This is a genomic window from Enterobacter cloacae complex sp. P42RS (genome assembly GCF_014930595.1).
Taxonomy (GTDB): Bacteria; Pseudomonadota; Gammaproteobacteria; order Enterobacterales; family Enterobacteriaceae; genus Enterobacter; species Enterobacter bugandensis.
Genome location: NZ_JADBRK010000001.1, coordinates 123,747 through 143,506, shown reverse-complemented (window position 1 = coordinate 143,506; position 19,760 = coordinate 123,747). Strand labels below are relative to the sequence as shown.

Here is a 19,760-nt window from a genome sequence, read left to right as displayed (position 1 = left end):
CCGTCATTCCGCCATCGACATGAGGGGCTTGTTTGCCCTTCCTCCTTCACGGTAAGCCCTGAGCGCCCTCTGCCAGTCCGTCAGAGGGTACACCGTTCCGGGGCTGTACGCACTGGCGCGCATCCGGGGCCAGATTTGATCGAACTCCGCGCGCCACGCCTCTGCGCTGAGCCCATCCAGATAGTTACGAATATGGAACCACGCTACGCGCGGCAGGGGCCGCTGCTGGCGGAAGGTCTGCCCGGAGAGCAGCCCGTAGCAGACAAATATGCCCTGCTCCGGCAGCACGCTCAGGATCGCTTCCGCCAGCGCCCCGCCGGTTGCATCGTAAACGACGTCGGCACGCGCGGCAACGGAGAGAATCCGCTGTATGTCATGCTGTGCGACAGGAACGATCCCCATCGCCGCCAGCCGTTCAGCGTGAACGGGCGAACGATGAATACCGTACACCGCCTCTGCCCCCGCCAGACGCGCCCACTGCCCGAGCAGAATGGCGCAATCCGAACCGGCGGCCGTGAGCAGCACCCGCTTTCCCCGCGGTGGATAGTGGCTCAACATCATCTGCGCCGCCAGCGGGTTGATATAGGCCCGCGCGGCCAGGCGTGAATCGACATCATCCGGCACGGGGATCGCATACTCTGCCGGGCAATCCGCATAGCGCTGCCAGGTGCCCTGCCCGCGCAGCGGCAGAACGCGTTTACCCTGCAGATGCGCAAAAGACGCGGGCGCCTGAATGACAACACCGACGCCTTCATACCCCGCGACGGCGGGCAGCGGGGTTCGGTGGCGGTAAGCGCCGGTAATGGGAATGAGATCGGACGCGTTCACCGGCGCATACAGCATTTGCACGCGGAGGTGTCCCGGCGCAAGCGCGCCCGGTGGCGCAGTTTCAGGTTGCAGAACAGATTCTGGCTCGCCAAAACGGCGATACCAGAGGGCCAGATTTTCCATTACGATCTCACGGCTGACGGCGGAATACTTAATCGCGCCAGCCCATTGCCGGTGCGACATGTTTGAGAATGGACTCAATCACGTGCGCATTGTAATCCACACCGAGCTGGTTCGGTACGGTCAGTAATAACGTATCAGCCTCGGCAATCGCCTCGTCCTTCTTCAGCTGTTCAATCAGCCTGTCAGGCTCCGCGGCATAGCTGCGCCCGAAGATCGCGCGCGTTTTTTCATCAAGATACCCCACGCTATCGCTGTCGTTGCGGCTGGCGCCGAAGTACATCCGGTCGCGGTCGTCCATCAGGGCAAAAATACTGCGGCTGACCGAGACGCGCGGCTCGCGCGCATGCCCTGCCTCTTTCCAGGCCTGACGATAGGCGCGGATCTGTTTTGCCTGCTGAATATGGAACGGCTCACCGGTTTCGTCGTCTTTCAGGGTTGAGCTTTGCAGGTTCATGCCGAGCTTCGCGGCCCATACCGCCGTCGCATTTGAACCGGCGCCCCACCAGATGCGCTCCCGCAGCCCTTCAGAATACGGTTCCAGGCGCAGCAGCCCAGGCGGATTGGGGAACATCGGCTGTGGATTCGGTTTTGCAAACCCTTCGCCGCGCAGCACCTCAAGCAGCACCTCGGTATGACGGCGCGCCATGTCCGCTTCGTTTTCCCCTTCCTGCGGGACATAGCCGAAATGACGCCAGCCATCAATGACCTGCTCCGGGGAGCCGCGGCTGATGCCAAGCTGCAAACGGCCGCCGGAGATCAGATCTGCCGCGCCCGCATCCTCGGCCATATACATCGGGTTTTCATAGCGCATATCAATCACGCCCGTACCGATTTCAATGGTTTTCGTTTTCGCGCCTATTGCCGCCAGCAGAGGGAACGGCGAGCTAAGCTGACGAGCGAAGTGGTGCACGCGGAAATAGGCGCCGTCTGCGCCCAGCTCTTCAGCGGCCACGGCCAGGTCGATGGACTGCAGCAGCGTGTCTGCCGCCGAGCGCGTGCCGGACTGCGGAGAAGGCGTCCAGTGACCAAACGATAAAAAACCGATCTTTTTCATAACCCTGTGTCCTGATAATGCGTTGCGTTCTGTCCACTTTACGCATTACCCGGTAAGAATAAATGCCGTTTATTTAACGGAAAGCATCAAATAAATTGACGGAATAGAGGGGTTCGTCATTCCGCTCCATAATGGATATAATATTCCCCACTTTTTTCATGGCAGGTAATACCGGCAATGGCTCTGATCCCTAAAAACTACGCGCGACTGGAAAGCGGCTATCGCGAGAAAGCATTAAAAATCTATCCCTGGGTCTGCGGACGCTGCTCGCGGGAGTTCGTCTATTCCAACCTGCGTGAATTGACGGTTCACCATATCGATCATGACCATACTAACAACCCGGAAGATGGCAGCAACTGGGAGCTGTTGTGCCTGTTTTGCCACGATCACGAGCATTCGAAATACACCGAAGCGGATCAGTACGGCACCACCGTGGTCGCCGGTGAAGACGCGCAAAAAGACGTGGGTGTCGCCACGTTTAACCCGTTTGCCGATTTAAAAGCGATGATGGATAAGAAGAAATAATCTTCTCGTCCGCTCGTGCTCCGCGATTTTAAAATGTCCAGGTGATAGCGGCGGTTGCAGACCCCTCATTACGCCGCATCACTATTGGGCTTTCATTCGCATGGTCGCCAAGCCAGGTATAGTCCGCGCTCAGGACCGTTCCCCAGTGAGCATCGAACTGATGGCTCCAGGTCAGGCTGGTGTCGACGCCATAAAATCCCCCCGGCGCTGAATAGCGGCGATAGCCGGTGCGGCGGCTCTGCTGCTCGCTGACCCCATACCAGGTATTCAGATAACGGCTGTCGCCAAACAGAGCCGCAGACTGAAGGGCGATCGTGTCCTCGCTGTTTTGCAGGGGAATCAACGTAACGGACGCCTGATAACTTACGCCCTGGCTGTCCGTTAACGGTAGCGTCGCCTTACCCTCAACGCTTAGCCAGGACGCAGCCTGCCAGCCGACGGCCAGGCCGGTATTCAGGGTGGCATCAATGTCCCCCATCCCCTTCAGATTATTTGCGCCCTCACGCCAGCCAGAATTTTTCTCTGCCCTCCCGAGGTCGTAACCCAGCGTATGTTCCAGGTACCAACCGCTGTCGTTTTGCAGGTCATATCCCACTCCTTTTTGTGCATCAATAAAGAAAGCACCCTTGCGCCCCTGCAGCACAGGAACCACCTGCCACACCTGCTTGTCTGAGCCTGAATAACGGGGGGCATAGTGACCGCCCAGCCCGACGGTTAAAGAGCCGGAAGCGGCGTCATCATCCGCCTGCACACCTGAGGCAACGGCCATCAGAAGCGGAACGGTCATATACAGGCCTTTTTTTATCGCTATCATACTGTTCTCCACGCAGACGCTGGCGTCTGCTGATTCACGGTCTGCCACACAATGTTGGCGCAGTATGGTTTGGCTAAATCAATGAATCGTCGGGATAGTGTTAAGAAACGGTCAAGGTGAACGGATGTTGTCCAGAAGAGTGCTGATTATTGAAGATGACGCCGATGCGGCTGGCGTGCTTGAAGCCTATTTACGTCGTGAAAATTACGATGTCACCATTACCGGAGACGGTCTTTCCGGGCTGGATATGGCGCAGCGGTGGAAACCCGACCTCATCCTGCTGGACGTGATGCTGCCCGGGCTTAACGGCACCGAAGTGCTGGCCGGACTGCGTCGTAAAAGCGATGTACCGGTGATCATGGTCACCGCCATGGGCGACACCCCCGATCGCATTGGTGCCCTGCGGTACGGTGCCGATGATTATGTTGTGAAACCCTATCATCCGGGAGAAGTCGTGGCTCGCGTACAGGCGGTGCTGCGACGCAGCAGTAAAAAAGAGACAGACGACGAGATCCTTCGCTGGCAAACGCTGGAGGTGGATGTGGCCGCCATTGTGGCGAGCGTGGATAACGGCGGCGACGCGCCCGTGATGCTCGATCTTACGCCAACGGAATTCTCGCTTCTGGCAACGCTGCTGCGCTCTCCCGCACGCCCCTTTTCCCGTCAGTACCTGCTGGAACACTGTCTGCCGGAAAGCGAGGCGCTGGAGCGCGTGGTGGACACCCATATTTATAACCTGCGTAAAAAACTCGAAGCGGCGGGTATTTCCGGCGTGTTGATTAACGTTCGCGGCGTGGGATACAGGTTCAGACAACCATGATAAAAAACCGGCACTCCTCTCTCTGGCGCTGGATTTGCGCGCGTATCCTGGCACTGGCCATCGGCAGCGTGATCGTCATTGCCACCTGCATGTGGCTACGTTATGCGGTACAGAACTACTGGATAATGGGTAGAATGCCAGCGGCGGTCCGGCAGGAATTTCTGACGCTCAGCCAGAACCCACAGGCCGATCCGGCCCGCTTCCACAGCATTGTGGATACCTGGTGGGGGCTGAGTTATTCCACGCCATCCATCGCCTCTGCGGACTGGGTTACGGTGGCCCTGCTGGTGCTGGTGATGATCCCGTTTATTGTGGTGATGGGGTTAAAACACGCCCGACCGCTGGCGCTGCAGTTCAGCCGTCTTCGCGATGCCGCCAAAGATGTCGCCGACGGGCAGTTTGGCCGTCAGGCTGAACTGGTCAAGGATGCGCCAGCGGAAATGGTCAGCTTTGCAAACGACTTTAACTCCATGACGGGGCAACTCGCCCGCTATGAAAAAGAGCTCCGCGCCTCGCACGTCGCGATGGCGCACGAGCTGCGTTCGCCCCTGACGGCCGCCATTGGTCGTCTGCAGGGCATGTTGGACGGTGTGTTTGATGCCAGCCCGGTGCAGCTGGGAATGGTGATGAAACAGCTTCAGCATCTTAATCGCCTGACCGATGAGCTTCACCTTCTCTCGTTAGCGGACGCGGGAAATCTGGTGCTGGAAGAGCAGGCCTTTTCTCTGGATGAGCTTATTCAGGAGCGGGCGGCCTGGATCATGCCGCAGGCCGAAGCGCATCATTTTACGATTACGCTGCGTAACCCGCGTACGTGCCCGTTCAGAGGCGATGCGTTCCGCATGGGGCAGGTATTTACTATCCTTATGGAAAATGCACTACGCTACGGGCGCGAAGGCGGCCATCTTGAGGTGGCGCTGCACTACGCCAGCGGGCATTACGCCATTGAATTTCACGATGACGGACCGGGCGTATCCCCCCAGTTCTTACCGGACATGTTTAAGCGCTTTAGCCGTGAGGAGCAGTCCCGCGCGCGGCATTCCGGCGGCAGCGGCCTCGGTTTGTCTATCGCCCGGGCGATTTGTCAGGCCCATGGGGGCACGATCGAGGCCTCATTACCGGAAACGGGCGGCCTTGCTGTGCGTATTTTGTTACCCTGGCAGCCGTCCGGTAATGAAAATATCCACTCTTGATAAACCCTTGACAGAACATCGAATCTTTCTCGACGTAGCGCGCATTTAATAACGCCCTCATCTTTATGGAGCGGCGTTATGTCAGACGAATTTGTTCTCTCCCTCCGCCACTGCCTGCACCATCTGTACGGCGTGGCGCGCACTCTTTCCTGGGTAAATTTTCTCCCTCTGGTCCTGCTCGCGCTGGTGATTTTTCCGCTCACCGGCTGCGGTGACAAACAGGAAAATAAGCCTGCCCCAGTGCGTACGGTGCGCTACGTCGTCGTACGTACAGCCCAAACCCTCCCCGCGCTGGAAAGGACCGGTGAGATCCATGCCCACGATGAAACGACGCTGAGCTTTCAAACCGGGGGGCGAATACTGATGCGCAGCGTTGATATTGGCGATCGGGTTAATGCCGGACAGCTGCTGGCCACACTTGAAAATACCACCGGACAAAATCAGCTCGACAGCGCAACGGCTGACTATGAAGGGGCCACAGCCTCAGCGCAGGTTGCCGCGCTTAACGTCAGCCGAATGCAAAAGCTCATGCCGACGGGCGCAATAGCCCGCACGCAACTCGACAGCGCCCGCGCGGACTGGCTTGTCGCCCGCGCGCGATTAAAAAGCAGCGAGGCCGCGTGGCGTAACGCCCGCGAAAGCCTTGGCTGGACGCGCCTTATCGCTCCACAAACCGGCACGATCACCGAGGTCAGCGCCTCTGCGGGCCAGGTTGTCAGCGCGGGACAGACGGTGCTTACGCTGGCAACCGGCGAAGCCCTCGACGTAGCGTTTGATATCGCCACGCCCGATGCGATACCGCCGCTGGATAAGGCGGAATTGCGGGTTTCCCTGCTCAGCGACCCGTCGATACAGGCATCTGCCGTGCTGCGGGATATCACCCCGCAGGCCGATCCTCAGACCCGCACCTGGCGCGTCAGAGCCACCCTGATAAACCCGCCAGCGGCGATAGCGCTGGGTGCCAGCGTCACCATCACCCTGCCCTCGACTGGCCCGCGAGGTTACGTCATTCCCGCATCGGCGCTGAGCCGAACAGGAGATAGACCGGCGGTGTTCGTGATCAACCCGCATTCGCAGGCGCAGCTGCGCGCGGTGGTGCCTGCCTGCTATACGGCCTCCTCGGTGATTATCGCCTCCGGCCTTGAGCCAGGCGACCGGGTGATTACGGCTGGCGTGAGCAAACTCCGTTCCGGAGAGCCGGTGGTACCCGGGGAGGTCCAGCCATGAACACGAAACCGGAAGCGAAATTTAACCTGTCCGCATGGGCGCTTAACCATCAGCAGATGGTCAGTTTCTTCATGCTGCTGATCGTGGCGATGGGCGTGTTCTGCTATGAAAAACTGCCGCGTAATGAAGATCCGGTTTTTACCATTAAAACGGCGGTCGTCTCCGCGCAGTGGCCGGGCGCGTCCGTAACGGACACCACCCGTCTGCTGACCGATACGCTTGAAAAAAAGCTGCAGGAAACGCCCTGGCTTGATTATCTCGAAAGTGAAACCCGCGCCGGGAGCACGGTTATCCATGTGAATCTCCGTGACAATACCCCGCCGCAAATGGTGCAGGACATTTGGTATCAGATCCGCAAAAAAATGCAGGACATCGCGCCGTCTTTACCGGAAGGCGTTCAGGGCCCGGCCGTGAACGACGAATTTGACGATACGTTCGGCACGATTTACGGCTTTATTCCCGACGGCTACACCTTACGGGAAGTGCGGGATCGCGTTGAGACAATACGTCGTGAGCTCGCCTCCTTGCCAGATATCGGCAAAACCACCCTGCTGGGCGAACAGCAGGATCAGATGGTTCTCGCCTTTTCTCCGGCCCGTCTGGCGGGTATGGGACTGGATATTCAGGCGGTCGCCGATGCGCTGCGGGCGCAAAACGCGGTTGTCCCGGCTGGCGTTATGCGTACCGGGCAGGAGAACATCGCGATCAAGGTCAGCGGGGCGCTCACGTCCGAAGAGAGTTTACGCGCCGTCACGCTGCACATTAACAATCGCTATATTCCGCTGACCGATATCGCCACCGTCACCCGGGAAGCCGCCGAGCCACCGGCCCCCGCCTACCGGGTAAACGGCAAACCGGCCATCGGGCTGGCGGTGTCAATGGCGCCAACAGGCAACATGCTGCGTTTTGGCGCCGCGCTGAACGCCAGAATGACAGTCCTCAGCGCCGGGCTGCCGCACGGTATTGAGATGGTGAAAGTTGCCGATCAGTCGGCGGTGGTCAGTGACGCGGTAAGTGGTTTTGTCCGGGTGCTTATTGAAGCTGTTGTTATCGTGCTGGCGGTTTCATTTGTCTCGCTGGGTTTGCGGGCGGGGCTGGTGGTGGCTGCGGCCATTCCGCTGGTGCTCGCCATGACGTTTGCCGGCATGATGTTCGCCGGCATCGGGCTTCAGCGTATCTCGCTTGGGGCGCTGATCATTGCGCTGGGTCTGCTGGTGGATGACGCCATGATCGCCGTCGAAACGATGGTCTCCCGACTGGAAGCCGGGGATTCCCGTCGGCATGCGGCCACCCATGCATTCAAAACGACGGCCTTCCCGATGCTCACCGGAACCCTGGTGATGATTGCCGGGTTTATTCCCGTTGGTTTTGCGGCCTCCAGCGCCGGTGAATATTGTTTTTCCCTGTTTGCGGTAGTGCTGATTGCCCTGCTCTGCTCCTGGGTTGTCGCGATCCTGTTTTCGCCACTGACGGGCACGTGGCTGCTGCCGGAGAAGGTCAGACATCGCGCGGCAGGCCCTGGAAGGGTCGCGCGCGGGTACGGGCGGCTTTTAGGGCTGGCGCTACGCCACCGGCTCGCCACCGTGCTGATTGCGCTTTCCGCGCTGGGGCTGTCCGTTTACGGCACGACGTTTATGCAGGGTGAGTTCTTCCCCGCGTCGGACCGGCCTGAGCTGCTGGTCAGCCTGACGCTTCCGGCCAACGCGTCGCAGCCCGAAACGTTAAGAGAGGTGGAAAAGCTGGAACACGCGCTGGCCGGCAACAGCAATATCGAGCGCTACTCGACGTACGTCGGGTCAGGAGCCATCCGTTTTTACCTGCCGATGGACGTGCTGCTGGAAAATGAAAACATCGCCCAGATTGTGGTGGTGGCGAAGGATCTTCAGGCGCGGGATCGTCTGCAAGGGCAGTTGAACAGACTGCTGGCGGCGCAGTTTAGCGACATCATCACGCGCGTGTCGCCCCTGGAGCTTGGGCCGCCCGTCGGCTGGCCAATCAAATACCGGGTGAGCGGGCCTGATTATCTGCAGGTCCGGGCGCTTGCGAACCGTCTGGCCGACGCGATTGGCCAATCGCCGCTGTCGCGCGAGGTTAACCAGACGGCCGGAGAGCCAGAGAGGATCATTACTCTTAAGGTGAATCAGACGGCGGCCAGGGCGGCAGGAATATCGTCAGAAGCTCTCGCCCGCACCTTGAATACCCTCTGGTCCGGCAGCGTTGTCACCTCGGTCAGGGATAACGATCGCCTTGTCGACGTGGTACTGCGGGCCACGGACAATGAACGTCACAGCACCGCCACCCTCTCCTCGCTGACCGTTCAGGGGAATGACGGTAAAAAAATTCCGCTCAGCGCCGTCGCGACGCTGGTCTGGAGCGTGGACGATCCGGTCATCTGGCGTCGACAGCGGTTGCCTTTTATTACGGTGCAAACTGACCTCGCGCCGGGGCTGAGGGCCGAAGCGGTATCGGCGGCGCTGCGTCCGGCGATCGACACGCTGCGCGCGGAGCTGCCTGCCGGTTACAGCATAGAAGAAGGCGGCGCGGTTGCCGAATCAGATAAGGGGAACAGCTCCGTTTTTAGCGTTCTTCCGGTGACGCTTGTCATCATGTTGATGCTGCTGATGCTTCAGTTGCGCCGATATTCCCGGATGCTGCTGGCGCTTCTGATGGCCCCGTTTGGTTTACCGGGGATCGTGCTGGCTATGCTGCCCGGCGGCACGCCGATGGGATTTGTCGCGCTGCTGGGCGTCATCGCCCTGGCGGGGATGATCGTGCGTAACGCGGTGATACTGATTAGCGAGGTAGACAGTAATCTTGCTCAGGGGATGGCAAACGATGCCGCGATTGTGGCGGCCGCGGAGCATCGGGCCAGACCCATCTGTCTGACCGCCTGCGCCGCCATTCTGGGCATGATCCCGATCTCTCATCAGGTATTCTGGGGGCCAATGGCCTATGCGATTATCGGCGGGCTGCTGGTCGCGACGCTGGTAACGCTGACCGTATTACCCGCGTCGTTTAGCCTGCTGTTACAGTGGGGGAGTCAGCGCAAAGCCGCAGAAGAAAGGTGAGCTGAGGCTCAATCGTTCCCCGGCAGATTACACAGCCGTCAGCGCAAAACGGTTCCTCAGGATCCGGGGGATCTCATCCTCCGTCAGCTGCGGCTAAACTGCGCAAACGAACCCACGCCTCGCCTGCTGAATGCCATGGAACAGACTGGCGCGCGGTGTCATGAACTGGCGGCTCTTCTCCGGTGGCGGTTTTACACTAAACTTTCCAGCCACTCGGTAAAGGCCCGCACCTTGCGGGAGAGATGGCGGTGTGGATAGAGAAGCGACAAGGTTGTCGATGCGTTAACGGTTGAGTAAGCCCTTAACCCTGATGCTATGGACGCTGCACAGGAGCGGCGTCCGTAAACCGTCTTCGGCTCTTTGTCACACATAGCCGCCTTTCATCTCGCCACCGGTAAATCCGCGTAGCGCGTCGTATAGGCCGGTGACAGCATCTCCCGCTTCATCGCCCAGGCTTTCTCAATCCCCTGCCCGGCAAACCATATTTTCCCTTTGCCGGAATGATTTAAGCTATCGATGGTTTCCATCAGCGCCGCGCTGTTGGCGCTCGGGCGGTTATCGTCAAACAAATTCAGCTGGGCAACGCCGCTGCTGAAAAAGTCTGCCAGCATCACCCCCGCTTTCATATAGCGATATCCGTCAAGCCAGATACGCCCCAGCGCCTCAGTGGCGGCACGGATGATATCGCGCGAATCATTGGTGGGCGTCATCAGGGTGACGGAAGCCTGATTGCCGTAATAAATTTCGTTGTCGGCATGCGGGCTGGTGCGCACAAACACGCTGATAAAGCGGCAATACTGATGCTCGCCACGCAGTTTTTCCGCAGCACGTTCTGCATAGGCGCAAATGGCCTGATGCATCTCCTCGTACTGCGTAATACGGTGTCCAAACGAACGACTACAGATAATTTGCTGCTTCGTAGGAGTAAACTCTTCCAGATCGAGGCAGGGCTCACCTCGAAGCTCGCGCGCCGTGCGCTCCATTACCACGTTAAAATGTTTGCGGATGACCCAGGATGACGCTTCCGCCAGCTCCAGCGCCGTGGTTATCCCCATCGCGTTAAGCTTTTTCGTGATGCGTCGTCCTACGCCCCACACCTCCTCCACCGGAACCTTTGCCAGCAGCTTACGCTGTCGTCCACGATCCGAGAGATCGACCACGCCACCGGTGGCTGACCACCGCTTCGCCGCATAGTTGGCCAGCTTCGCCAGCGTTTTAGTCGGCGCAATCCCGACGCCCACACTTAAGCCTGTGTTTTTAAAGACCTGCGTACGCATCTGATGACCGAATGCTTCCAGCGAGATGCAGTTGCTGACACCCGAAACGTTCACAAATGCTTCATCGATGGAGTAGATCTCAATGGCCGGCGCGAGATCGGTCAGCGTCTGCATCACCCGGCTGCTGAGATCGGCATACAGCGCATAGTTGGAGCTAAAGACGTAAACCCGCGACGGATACCCCTTCTCTTTGAATTTAAAATAGGGCTCCCCCATTTTTATGCCGAACTGCTTTGCCTCCCGCGACAGCGAAATAATACAGCCGTCGTTATTGGACACCACCACGATGGGCTTACCCACCAGATCGGGGCGAAACACCCTCTCGCAGGAGGCATAGAAGCTATTCACATCAACCAGCGCGAACATGTTTATGCGTTTTGAGCGTATGCGTGACGACACCGAAGATTTGCAGCTCCTCTTCGGACTGAAAGGCGATCGGCTGATAGCGGGCATTACGCGGCAGCAGCCGCAGAACCGGGCGGGTCTGTAGCTCTTTCACCGTAAATTCGCCGCCGACCGACGCCACAACAATGTCCCCGTGTTCGGCATTTAACGAGCGGTCTACCACCAGCAGATCGCCGTCGCTAATCCCTGCGCCGATCATGGAGTCCCCGCTCACTTTGATAAAGTAGGTCGCACTGGGGTGCCTGACCGCCAGCCGGTTAAGATCGAGACGATCCTCCACATAATCCTGCGCAGGGCTTGGAAAGCCACAGGCAACACGCTCAAGATATAAAGGTAATTCAATAAGTTGCTTTGGATGATAAGAAAAGAGAGTGTCCATAAATGCCTTTCCCGCCAGATACTGTATATAAACACAGTATTACGGATTACGGCACAGGATCAAGGTCATTTCCGACAAAGACCGCAAACGCGTTGAAGTTTGAGCGGATTTAATTTAGCAACCTCTCCTGCTGGCGATCGCAGACGGGCCAACCAAAAGTCATAAAAAAGTCAATAACCAACACTTTAAAATCACTTCATGTGAAAAAAGATCATTAAATCACTATAGAAACACTATTAATTGACTTAAACATCAGAATAACGCATATTTTAGGGCACGAATTATCAAGATTTTTGGAGGACGTTTTCTATGCCAGCCCGTGACTATCCCGACAAGCGAGTTGCCCGCGGTTTAGCAAAGGAGGCCGATCTCAGGATGTTGAGCGCCCGCATTGAGCCTGACCTGATGGAATACATCAGAATCACCGCCTTTGAGACGCGAAAAAGCAAGCAGGAAATTGTGGCAGAAGCGTTAGCGCTTCACAGACAGAAAAGTCAATGCGGAGTCTGAGCAGGCAAAGCCTGGAAGTGTCCTTCCGGCTTTGCCCATGCTGTGATTAACCCATCAGCGCATTCAGTTTTTCAAGTGCTTCAGGCGGCAATTGCACCTCTCCCGCCGCGAGGTTTTGCCGCAGATGCGCCACGGATGACGTGCCGGGGATCAGCAGGATGTTCGGCGACCGTTGCAGCAGCCATGCCAGCGCAACCTGCATCGCCGTTGCGCCCAGGGAATCCGCGACGGCCTGCAGGCCGGTGGACTGCAGTGGCGTGAAGCCTCCCAACGGGAAGAACGGCACATACGCAATCCCCTGCCGCGCCAGTAAATCTACCAGCGCATCGTCGCCGCGGTTCACAATGTTATACATGTTCTGCACGCAGACGACCTGCACCATCTTCCGCGCTTCCGCCACCTGCGTGGCCGTGACGTTGCTCAGACCAATGTGGCGTACCAGCCCCTGCTGCTGTAATTCTGCGAGGGTGGAAAGCGGTTCAGCAATCGATCCTTCTGCCGGGCCGTGTGCGCTAAACATGATCCGCAGGTTCACCACGTCCAGCACATCCAGCTTCAGGTTGCGCAGGTTGTCATGCACCGCCTGGGTCAGCTCCTGCGCGGAAAAGGCCGGCAGCCAGGCCCCTTTGTCATCGCGACGGGCACCGATCTTGGTGACGAGGGTGAGATCGTCCCGGTAAGGATGAAGCGCCTCGCGGATCAGCTGGTTCGTCACATGCGGGCCGTAAAAATCGCTGGTATCGATATGATTCACACCCGCCGCCACGGCTTCGCGCAGCACGTCCAGCGCGGCCTGTTTATCCTTCGGCGGGCCAAATACGCCCGGCCCGGCAAGCTGCATTGCCCCGTAGCCCAGTCGTTTCACCGTTCGCGTTCCGAGCGCGTACGTCCCGCTTTTATCAATGCTGCTCATGTTAACCTTCCTCATAAAATGATCCGGATTTACAACAGGTTCCTGACCGAAGCCCTAAGTTAAGCGCGAGTTAAATTAAAGTTTAAATTCTATACGACGATAGTATGGGTGTACCTCTGCATCTTTTCTAACGGACGACCGCTATGCTGAAAAATCTGCACGTGATTACCGGAATTATCTTTGCCCTCACCATATTCTGTCTGCTGCAAGTTGTCACGGGAGGGTTGTTCTACTCTGCCGTCAGCAACGATCGCCATAACTTCCAGAACTCCGGCGTGCTGAATGCCCAGCAGGAAAGCCTGAGCGACAGCGTGAACACGCTGGTGAAAACGCGCGTTACCGTCACTCGCGTGGCAATCCGCTACCTGAAGAACCAGCGCGACCCGGCATCCCTTGCCGCGATCAACAAACTGCTCGGCACCGCAGGCGACTCGCTGGCTAAAGCTGAAGCCTATAACAAAGAATGGCAGAAAATGCCGCAGGTTAACGGCCAGAATGCGGCGTTAACCGACGAGATGCAGAAGTCATGGAATCAGATGCACGAGGTGATGCGTTTGTCGATTGAGTATCTGCGTGCCGACAACTACCAGGCCTATGGCGATCTGGACGCTCAGCAGGCCCAGGACGACATGGAAGCGGTCTATAACCGCTGGCGCGCCGAGAACAACACGCTGCTGAAGGCGGCAACCGAAGAGAACCAAAGCAGCTTCACGCAGATGCAGTGGACGCTGGCAGCCATTTTCCTGGCCGTTATCGCCGTGCTGGTGGTGATCTGGCAAGGTTTACAGCACCTGCTGTTAAAACCGCTCAACGCCATCATGAACCATATTCGCGCCATTGCGGGAGGCGATCTGACGCAGGATATCACCCTCTCTGGCCGCAATGAGATGGGCCAACTGGCGGCTGGCCTGCACGAGATGCAGCAGTCGCTGGTGACGACCGTCAGCGCCGTACGCGGCAGCACTGACTCCATCTACACCGGCGCGGGTGAAATTGCCGCAGGGAGCAACGATCTCTCCGCCCGCACCGAAGAGCAGGCCTCCTCGCTCGAAGAGACTGCCGCCAGCATGGAAGAGCTGACCGCAACGGTTAAACAGAACTCCGATAACGCCCGTCAGGCGACGCTGCTGGCGAAGAATGCCTCTGAAACAGCGGCTCGCGGCGGCCACGTCGTGGATAACGTGGTGCGCACCATGAACGAAATTGCCGACAGTTCGCAGCAAATCGCTCATATTACCGGCGTGATTGACAGCATTGCGTTCCAGACCAACATTCTGGCGCTTAACGCCGCGGTGGAAGCCGCGCGCGCAGGCGAGCAAGGCCGCGGGTTTGCGGTTGTCGCCGGTGAAGTTCGTACGCTGGCCAGCCGCAGCGCGCAGGCGGCGAAAGAGATCAAAGGGCTTATTGAGAACTCAGTCAGCCGGGTGAACACCGGTTCTGAGCAGGTCAGCGAAGCGGGCGCGACTATGAAGGAGATTGTCGCCGCCGTCACCCGCGTCACCGATATCATGGGCGAGATTTCGTCCGCATCGGATGAGCAGAGCCGCGGAATTGAGCAGGTGAGCCTGGCCGTGTCGCAGATGGACAGCGTGACGCAGCAAAACGCCGCGCTGGTGCAGCAGTCCGCCACGGCGGCAGCGGCGCTGGAAGATCAGTCCGAACAGCTGCGTCAGGCCGTGGCCGCGTTTCGTCTGAACGGTAAAGCAAACGCCACCGCCCCACGCCCGGCCAACGTTAAAACGCCGCAGCTGCTGCGTCCGGCAACGGCTAACGCCACCCCCGACAGTAACTGGGAAACCTTCTAAGCCTCAGGCGGGCGAAGATATCGCCCGCTAACGGCTGCGCTTGGCGTGCCGTTCCCAGTTCTCCTGCTTCGCGTCGTCGGATTTTCGCAGGGAAACATAGCAAGCCCCGCTGCCGCCATGATGCGGCAGCGCCACGCAGAACGCCTGCACTTCCTCGAACTCGGTTAACCAGCGTGCCAGATAGCTACGCACCACATTAGGATGCGAATTTTGCTCGCGCCCTTTCCCGTGGATGATGATGAGGTTACGTAATCCGTCACGACTGGCCTGGCGAATAAAGGAATACAGCATCTGGCGGCAGCGTTCAGCGGGCTGACGCAACAGATTTAAGCTGGCCTGTCGGGAGTATTTACCCGAACGCAGCTTATCAATAACGCCCTGCTGGACGCCTTCGCGCTGGAACGCCAGCGGCTCGTCAAGCGGCAATAGCTCAAGGAAACCCAGGGTCAGAAAGTTGTCGAGCTGTTCGGTATCGATGTCCTGGCGAGCCCGGGTATTACGGCTTTGCTGCCAGTGGATATCGGTGCAGCGTTTCAGGGGCTGGACATCCTCCATGGCGTCAAGAAAAAGGGATTTGTCGTCAGGGTTCATGGAAATCCTCCGGCTACATCTGGGCTTGTACTATACCTGCGCCAGACAGGTGTCTCAATAACCCTTAGAAGATGAGGCACGAGATAAATATTAACCCGATGAATATATATAGTCATTATAAAATGTACTTAAACCTGACTTAACTAAAACCCCAGCAACGGTAAAATAGGTGATTTGCGTTAAATTTTTGTAAAATCAGTCATTCACCTTCCTTTCATTTTTCGGGAAAGGTGTTATAACTAAATTTACCTGCCTCATGGATATAATACCCAGGACTTGCGAAAGGACGCACTGCTGTGTGTACTATAGGGTCTGTCTGATGTCGGGCAGACTCTGTTTTTTTATTATGCGACATTCATCCTGAAACTATTTTCCTCGCCTCCCTTCTGAATTGCGTAATTAATGATTCGGCAAGCGGAGTTTGACGAGAATCCCGGCGCTGAATTAAATAATATGCGGCTTTTGGAAGCGACTCGGCAACCGGCAGAATGACCAGACGGTGCGCCAGCAGCGGGTCACAGCCTAACTCCTGCGGAAGGATACTTAAAAAATCACTTTGCGCAACAAGGCTAATGCAGGAAGAAAAGGTTTCGCACACTACGCCAATCCGCGGTATTTGCGAGCGGTGGCTAAATAGATCTTCTAATTGCTTATAATAACTTCCCCGCGGCGTTGGCATTGTCCAGTTATAATGCAGCAGATCGTTAATGGATGTTGCCCCTGTCGCCGGATGCCCTTCCCGGCAAAATACCGCAAATGGTTTTTCGAAGAGTTTTTCAAACGTAAACTCATGGTCGTAAGGCCCCTGATAATAGGTGTTAATGGTGAAGTCCAGTTCGCCCTGGCGTAATTCATTGATCATCGACACCAGCTGCCCTTCCATAATTCGCACTTTAACCTGCGGGTGCTGGGCGTGAAAACGGGTGATGACGGCGGGCATCAGGCTGCGTGACACGCTGGCCCCCATCCCGATATTGATCTGCCCGGCCAGATCCCCCTGCCGCTGGCGAATGTCATCCTGCGCCGCACGCAGCTCTTCCAGAATCAGCCTGGCGCGCTGGTAAAACCCTTCCCCGCACTCGGTCAGCGCAACGCCTTTACTCCGGCGAACAAAAAGCTGCGCCGCCATGCCCTCCTCCAGCTCTTTGATGGATTTGGTCAGCGCCGGCTGCGAGAGATTCAGCGTCCGGCTGGCACCGCGAATGCTGCCCTGACGCGCCACTTCAACAAACGCCCGGATTTGATGAAATTTAATCTGAAATGACATAGCCCAACCGATTACCGTTGTTTATCAGAGTAAAGAAATTGTCATCTACTTTAATGGAAAGGGATGTGCGAGGGTAATTCCTGAACGGTTAAAACTGTGAAAAAACGGTTAGTGATAAGTAAAAACTATCACAGCGTGAAGCAGTTCACATTTTTTAATGATGACAGGAACAGATATGGACACACTGGCGCAGTACATCCAGACATTAGCCCCCCAGCTGATCGCATGGCGTCGCGATTTTCACCATTTTGCGGAATCCGGCTGGGTAGAGTTCCGTACCGCCGCAAAGGTCGCGGAAATCCTTGACTCCCTGGGCTACGAACTGGCGATGGGTCGCGACGTGATCGATGCCGAAAGCCGTATGGGGCTGCCCGATGACGCTACCCTTTCGCGAGAGTTTGCCCGTGCGCGGTCGCAGGGCGCGCCTGAGAAATGGCTGGCACCGTTTGAAGGCGGATTTACCGGCATTGTGGCGACCCTGAATACCGGACGACCGGGCCCGACGCTGGCGTTTCGCGTCGACATGGATGCCCTTGATTTAAGCGAAGCGCTCGACGACAGTCATCGCCCGTTCCGCGACGGTTTTGCCTCCTGCAACGCGGGAATGATGCACGCCTGCGCGCACGACGGCCACACCACCATTGGCCTGGGGCTGGCAAAGGTGCTTAAGCAGAACGAAGCGCGGCTCAACGGTACCGTCAAGCTGATCTTCCAGCCTGCCGAGGAAGGCACCCGCGGCGCGCGCGCCATGGTCGCCGCCGGGGCGCTGGACGGCGTGGACTATTTTACCGCCATCCATATTGGTACCGGCGTCCCCGCCGGAACGGCGATCTGCGGCAGCGATAACTTTATGGCAACCACCAAGTTCGACGTGAACTTTACCGGCGTTGCCGCACACGCGGGCGGCAAACCGGAGGATGGACGTAACGCCCTGCTTGCCGCCGCGCAGGCCGCCCTCGCCCTGCACAGCATCGCCCCGCACAGCGAAGGCGCTTCCCGCGTCAACGTCGGCGTGATGCAGGCGGGTAGCGGCCGCAACGTGGTGCCCGCAAATGCACTGATTAAGGTTGAAACCCGCGGCGAAAGCGAAGCAATAAACCAGTATGTCTTTGAACGCGCGCAGGCTGTCATTACCGGCGCGGCCGCGCTCTATGGCGTGAGCGCGGAGATGCGCCTGATGGGGGCCGCCACCTCCAGCGCGCCGACGCCGGCCTGGGTTGATTACCTGCGTGAACAGGCGAGCCAGGTATCGGGAATTGTGCACGCAATCGATAAGGTGAAAGCGCCAGCAGGCTCTGAAGACGCCACGCTGATGATGGCCCGCGTGCAGCAGAACGGCGGCATGGCGTCGTATATGGTGTTCGGCACGGATTTGAGCGCCGGACATCACAACGAAAAATTCGACTTCGATGAGCAGGTCATGGCTGTCGCCATTGAAACGCTGGCGCGAACTGCGCTCAATTTCCCGTGGACGCGAGGTGTGTAATGCAGGAGAACTACGCTTTTATTGCCGATGCCATCGACACGCGATGTCAGACGCTAACCGATATTGCCGATGCAATTTGGGATCATCCCGAAACCCGCTTTGAAGAGGTCTGGTCCTCCAGACGGCTCGCTGACGAGCTGGAAGCCGAGGGCTTTACGCTGACCCGCGAGGCTGGCGGTATCCCAAATGCCTTTATTGCCAGCTTCGGCAGCGGAAAACCGGTTATCGCTCTGCTGGGCGAGTATGACGCACTGGCCGGGCTAAGCCAGCAGGCGCACTGCGCGACGGCGCAATCCGCCACGCCGGGGGCGAACGGCCACGGCTGCGGGCATAACCTGCTGGGCACCGCGGCGCTTGCGGGCGCGGTGGCGGTAAAAAGCTGGCTGGAGCAGCACGGCGGCAGCGGAACGGTGCGTTTTTACGGCTGTCCCGGTGAGGAAGGGGGCTCCGGGAAAACATTTATGGTACGTGAAGGTCTGTTTGATGACGTTGATGCCGCTGTCACCTGGCACCCGGAGGCCTTTGCCGGGATGTTTAACGTCAGCACGCTCGCCAACATTCAGGCGGCCTGGCGTTTTCACGGCGTGGCGGCGCATGCGGCCAACTCGCCCCATTTAGGGCGCAGCGCGCTGGACGCCGTGACGCTGATGACCACCGGCACCAACTTCCTTAACGAGCACATCATAGAGAAAGCGCGCGTCCATTACGCCATCACCGACACCGGCGGGATTTCGCCCAACGTGGTGCAGGCCCAGGCCGAGGTACTGTACCTGATCCGCGCCCCGGAGATGGCCGACGCGCAGCAGATCTACCAACGCATCGAAAAAATTGCCCAAGGCGCGGCAATGATGACCGAAACCACCGTCGAATGCCGCTTTGATAAAGCCTGCTCCAGCTACCTGCCGAACCGCACGCTTGAGGCTGCGATGTACCGCGCGTTGCAGCACTACGGCACGCCGGAGTGGACCGATGAAGAGCGCGACTTTGCCCGCGAAATCCGCGCCACGCTGACGCCAAACGATCTGCAGAACAGCCTGAAAAACATTGCCGCCACGGGGGGAGAAGCAGGCAAAGCCTTTGCCCGCCGCCATCAGGAGACGCTGCTGGTGGATGAAGTCGCGCCCTATGCCATCACCGATAACGTGCTGGCGGGTTCAACGGACGTGGGTGACGTCAGCTGGAAAATGCCGGTCGCCCAGTGCTTCAGCCCTTGCTTTACCGTCGGCACGCCGCTGCACACCTGGCAACTGGTGGCGCAGGGACGAACCTCTATCGCCCATAAAGGCATGCTGCTGGCCGGGAAAGTGATGGGCGCAACCGCGCTCAATCTACTGCAGGATGCAGACCTGCTGAAAACATGCCGTGAAGAGTTCGAACAACAAATAGAAGAAAAACCGTACGCGTGTCCGATCCCACCGGGCGTGACACCGTCACCTTTAAAATAAAAAAACACAACACAACAACACAACACTCCC

Annotated in this window: 17 protein-coding genes; 9 read left to right on the top strand and 8 right to left on the bottom strand. The window is 58.0% G+C overall.

Going from position 1 to position 19,760, the window contains the following annotated elements:
* Window positions 1-3: 3 nt before the first annotated feature.
* Entirely contained in the window at window positions 4-951 is a 948-nt protein-coding gene (locus IM314_RS00700; RefSeq protein WP_193358316.1) for a zinc-dependent alcohol dehydrogenase family protein, read from the bottom strand.
* Between the two features lie 28 nt (window positions 952-979).
* On the bottom strand, window positions 980-2,005 hold the full coding sequence (locus IM314_RS00695; protein WP_048956325.1) for an LLM class flavin-dependent oxidoreductase: 1,026 nt from the start codon (window positions 2,003-2,005) through the stop codon (window positions 980-982).
* Window positions 2,006-2,182: 177 nt separating this feature from the next.
* Between IM314_RS00695 and yajD the strand changes: the two genes are divergently transcribed.
* Entirely contained in the window at window positions 2,183-2,530 is a 348-nt protein-coding gene (gene yajD / locus IM314_RS00690; RefSeq protein WP_003857471.1) for an HNH nuclease YajD, read from the top strand.
* Between the two features lie 28 nt (window positions 2,531-2,558).
* On the opposite strand, the gene IM314_RS00685 is transcribed toward yajD, so the two are convergent.
* A complete protein-coding gene (locus IM314_RS00685; RefSeq protein ID WP_045630210.1) occupies window positions 2,559-3,344 on the bottom strand; it encodes a MipA/OmpV family protein in 786 nt (261 codons plus the stop codon).
* Window positions 3,345-3,468: 124 nt separating this feature from the next.
* On the opposite strand from IM314_RS00685, the gene IM314_RS00680 reads away from it, so the two are divergent.
* The 4 genes from IM314_RS00680 (at window position 3,469) to IM314_RS00665 (ending at window position 9,652) form a co-directional block, all read left to right on the top strand.
* Window positions 3,469-4,164 carry a response regulator gene (locus IM314_RS00680; protein WP_028012960.1) on the top strand — a complete coding sequence of 232 codons (696 nt, stop codon included), beginning with the start codon at window positions 3,469-3,471 and terminating at the stop codon, window positions 4,162-4,164.
* Window positions 4,161-5,357: a cell wall metabolism sensor histidine kinase WalK gene (locus IM314_RS00675; RefSeq protein ID WP_045630209.1), complete on the top strand. Its 1,197-nt coding sequence runs from the start codon at window positions 4,161-4,163 to the stop codon at window positions 5,355-5,357. The genes IM314_RS00680 and IM314_RS00675 overlap by 4 nt, the downstream gene beginning before the upstream one ends.
* Before the next feature lie 78 nt (window positions 5,358-5,435).
* Complete coding sequence (locus IM314_RS00670; protein WP_193358317.1) at window positions 5,436-6,584, top strand: efflux RND transporter periplasmic adaptor subunit; 1,149 nt, start codon at window positions 5,436-5,438, stop codon at window positions 6,582-6,584.
* A complete protein-coding gene (locus IM314_RS00665) occupies window positions 6,581-9,652 on the top strand; it encodes an efflux RND transporter permease subunit (RefSeq protein WP_193358318.1) in 3,072 nt (1,023 codons plus the stop codon). The genes IM314_RS00670 and IM314_RS00665 overlap by 4 nt, the downstream gene beginning before the upstream one ends.
* A 380-nt stretch (window positions 9,653-10,032) precedes the next feature.
* Here the strand turns inward: IM314_RS00665 and umuC are convergent, their stop codons facing one another.
* On the bottom strand, window positions 10,033-11,295 hold the full coding sequence (umuC, locus tag IM314_RS00660) for a translesion error-prone DNA polymerase V subunit UmuC (protein WP_045630206.1): 1,263 nt from the start codon (window positions 11,293-11,295) through the stop codon (window positions 10,033-10,035).
* On the bottom strand, window positions 11,279-11,713 hold the full coding sequence (umuD, locus tag IM314_RS00655; RefSeq protein ID WP_028012955.1) for a translesion error-prone DNA polymerase V autoproteolytic subunit: 435 nt from the start codon (window positions 11,711-11,713) through the stop codon (window positions 11,279-11,281). The genes umuC and umuD overlap by 17 nt, the downstream gene beginning before the upstream one ends.
* Window positions 11,714-12,022: 309 nt before the next feature.
* Here umuD and IM314_RS00650 point away from each other — a divergent pair, with 309 nt between their 5' ends.
* Complete coding sequence (locus IM314_RS00650) at window positions 12,023-12,223, top strand: hypothetical protein (RefSeq protein WP_028012954.1); 201 nt, start codon at window positions 12,023-12,025, stop codon at window positions 12,221-12,223.
* Between the two features lie 46 nt (window positions 12,224-12,269).
* Here IM314_RS00650 and IM314_RS00645 read toward each other — a convergent pair whose 3' ends face one another.
* The gene (locus IM314_RS00645) at window positions 12,270-13,136 is read right to left on the bottom strand and encodes an aldo/keto reductase family oxidoreductase (protein ID WP_041910273.1); all 867 of its coding nucleotides are present in this window, start codon (window positions 13,134-13,136) and stop codon (window positions 12,270-12,272) included.
* Window positions 13,137-13,279: 143 nt separating this feature from the next.
* On the opposite strand from IM314_RS00645, the gene IM314_RS00640 reads away from it, so the two are divergent.
* Entirely contained in the window at window positions 13,280-14,941 is a 1,662-nt protein-coding gene (locus tag IM314_RS00640; protein ID WP_028012952.1) for a methyl-accepting chemotaxis protein, read from the top strand.
* Between the two features lie 27 nt (window positions 14,942-14,968).
* Here IM314_RS00640 and smrA read toward each other — a convergent pair whose 3' ends face one another.
* Together smrA and IM314_RS00630 are read right to left on the bottom strand one after the other, a co-directional pair.
* Complete coding sequence (gene smrA / locus IM314_RS00635) at window positions 14,969-15,532, bottom strand: DNA endonuclease SmrA (protein WP_045630204.1); 564 nt, start codon at window positions 15,530-15,532, stop codon at window positions 14,969-14,971.
* Window positions 15,533-15,887: 355 nt separating this feature from the next.
* Complete coding sequence (locus IM314_RS00630; RefSeq protein WP_028012950.1) at window positions 15,888-16,799, bottom strand: LysR family transcriptional regulator; 912 nt, start codon at window positions 16,797-16,799, stop codon at window positions 15,888-15,890.
* 175 nt (window positions 16,800-16,974) lie between these two features.
* Here IM314_RS00630 and IM314_RS00625 point away from each other — a divergent pair, with 175 nt between their 5' ends.
* Window positions 16,975-18,285: a M20 family metallo-hydrolase gene (locus IM314_RS00625; RefSeq protein ID WP_045630202.1), complete on the top strand. Its 1,311-nt coding sequence runs from the start codon at window positions 16,975-16,977 to the stop codon at window positions 18,283-18,285.
* Window positions 18,285-19,730, top strand: coding sequence for a M20 family metallopeptidase (locus tag IM314_RS00620; RefSeq protein WP_193358319.1), 1,446 nt, complete (start codon window positions 18,285-18,287; stop codon window positions 19,728-19,730). The genes IM314_RS00625 and IM314_RS00620 overlap by 1 nt, the downstream gene beginning before the upstream one ends.
* The last annotated feature ends 30 nt before the right edge of the window (window positions 19,731-19,760 follow it).

Bases quoted from the DNA above. Each gene is read 5' to 3' on its own strand.
- IM314_RS00700 (WP_193358316.1), bottom strand. From the start codon at position 951: ATGGAAAATCTGGCCCTCTGGTATCGCCGTTTTGGCGAGCCAGAATCT.
- IM314_RS00695 (WP_048956325.1), bottom strand. From the start codon at position 2,005: ATGAAAAAGATCGGTTTTTTATCGTTTGGTCACTGGACGCCTTCTCCG.
- yajD (WP_003857471.1), top strand. From the start codon at position 2,183: ATGGCTCTGATCCCTAAAAACTACGCGCGACTGGAAAGCGGCTATCGC.
- IM314_RS00685 (WP_045630210.1), bottom strand. From the start codon at position 3,344: ATGATAGCGATAAAAAAAGGCCTGTATATGACCGTTCCGCTTCTGATG.
- IM314_RS00680 (WP_028012960.1), top strand. From the start codon at position 3,469: ATGTTGTCCAGAAGAGTGCTGATTATTGAAGATGACGCCGATGCGGCT.
- IM314_RS00675 (WP_045630209.1), top strand. From the start codon at position 4,161: ATGATAAAAAACCGGCACTCCTCTCTCTGGCGCTGGATTTGCGCGCGT.
- IM314_RS00670 (WP_193358317.1), top strand. From the start codon at position 5,436: ATGTCAGACGAATTTGTTCTCTCCCTCCGCCACTGCCTGCACCATCTG.
- IM314_RS00665 (WP_193358318.1), top strand. From the start codon at position 6,581: ATGAACACGAAACCGGAAGCGAAATTTAACCTGTCCGCATGGGCGCTT.
- umuC (WP_045630206.1), bottom strand. From the start codon at position 11,295: ATGTTCGCGCTGGTTGATGTGAATAGCTTCTATGCCTCCTGCGAGAGG.
- umuD (WP_028012955.1), bottom strand. From the start codon at position 11,713: ATGGACACTCTCTTTTCTTATCATCCAAAGCAACTTATTGAATTACCT.
- IM314_RS00650 (WP_028012954.1), top strand. From the start codon at position 12,023: ATGCCAGCCCGTGACTATCCCGACAAGCGAGTTGCCCGCGGTTTAGCA.
- IM314_RS00645 (WP_041910273.1), bottom strand. From the start codon at position 13,136: ATGAGCAGCATTGATAAAAGCGGGACGTACGCGCTCGGAACGCGAACG.
- IM314_RS00640 (WP_028012952.1), top strand. From the start codon at position 13,280: ATGCTGAAAAATCTGCACGTGATTACCGGAATTATCTTTGCCCTCACC.
- smrA (WP_045630204.1), bottom strand. From the start codon at position 15,532: ATGAACCCTGACGACAAATCCCTTTTTCTTGACGCCATGGAGGATGTC.
- IM314_RS00630 (WP_028012950.1), bottom strand. From the start codon at position 16,799: ATGTCATTTCAGATTAAATTTCATCAAATCCGGGCGTTTGTTGAAGTG.
- IM314_RS00625 (WP_045630202.1), top strand. From the start codon at position 16,975: ATGGACACACTGGCGCAGTACATCCAGACATTAGCCCCCCAGCTGATC.
- IM314_RS00620 (WP_193358319.1), top strand. From the start codon at position 18,285: ATGCAGGAGAACTACGCTTTTATTGCCGATGCCATCGACACGCGATGT.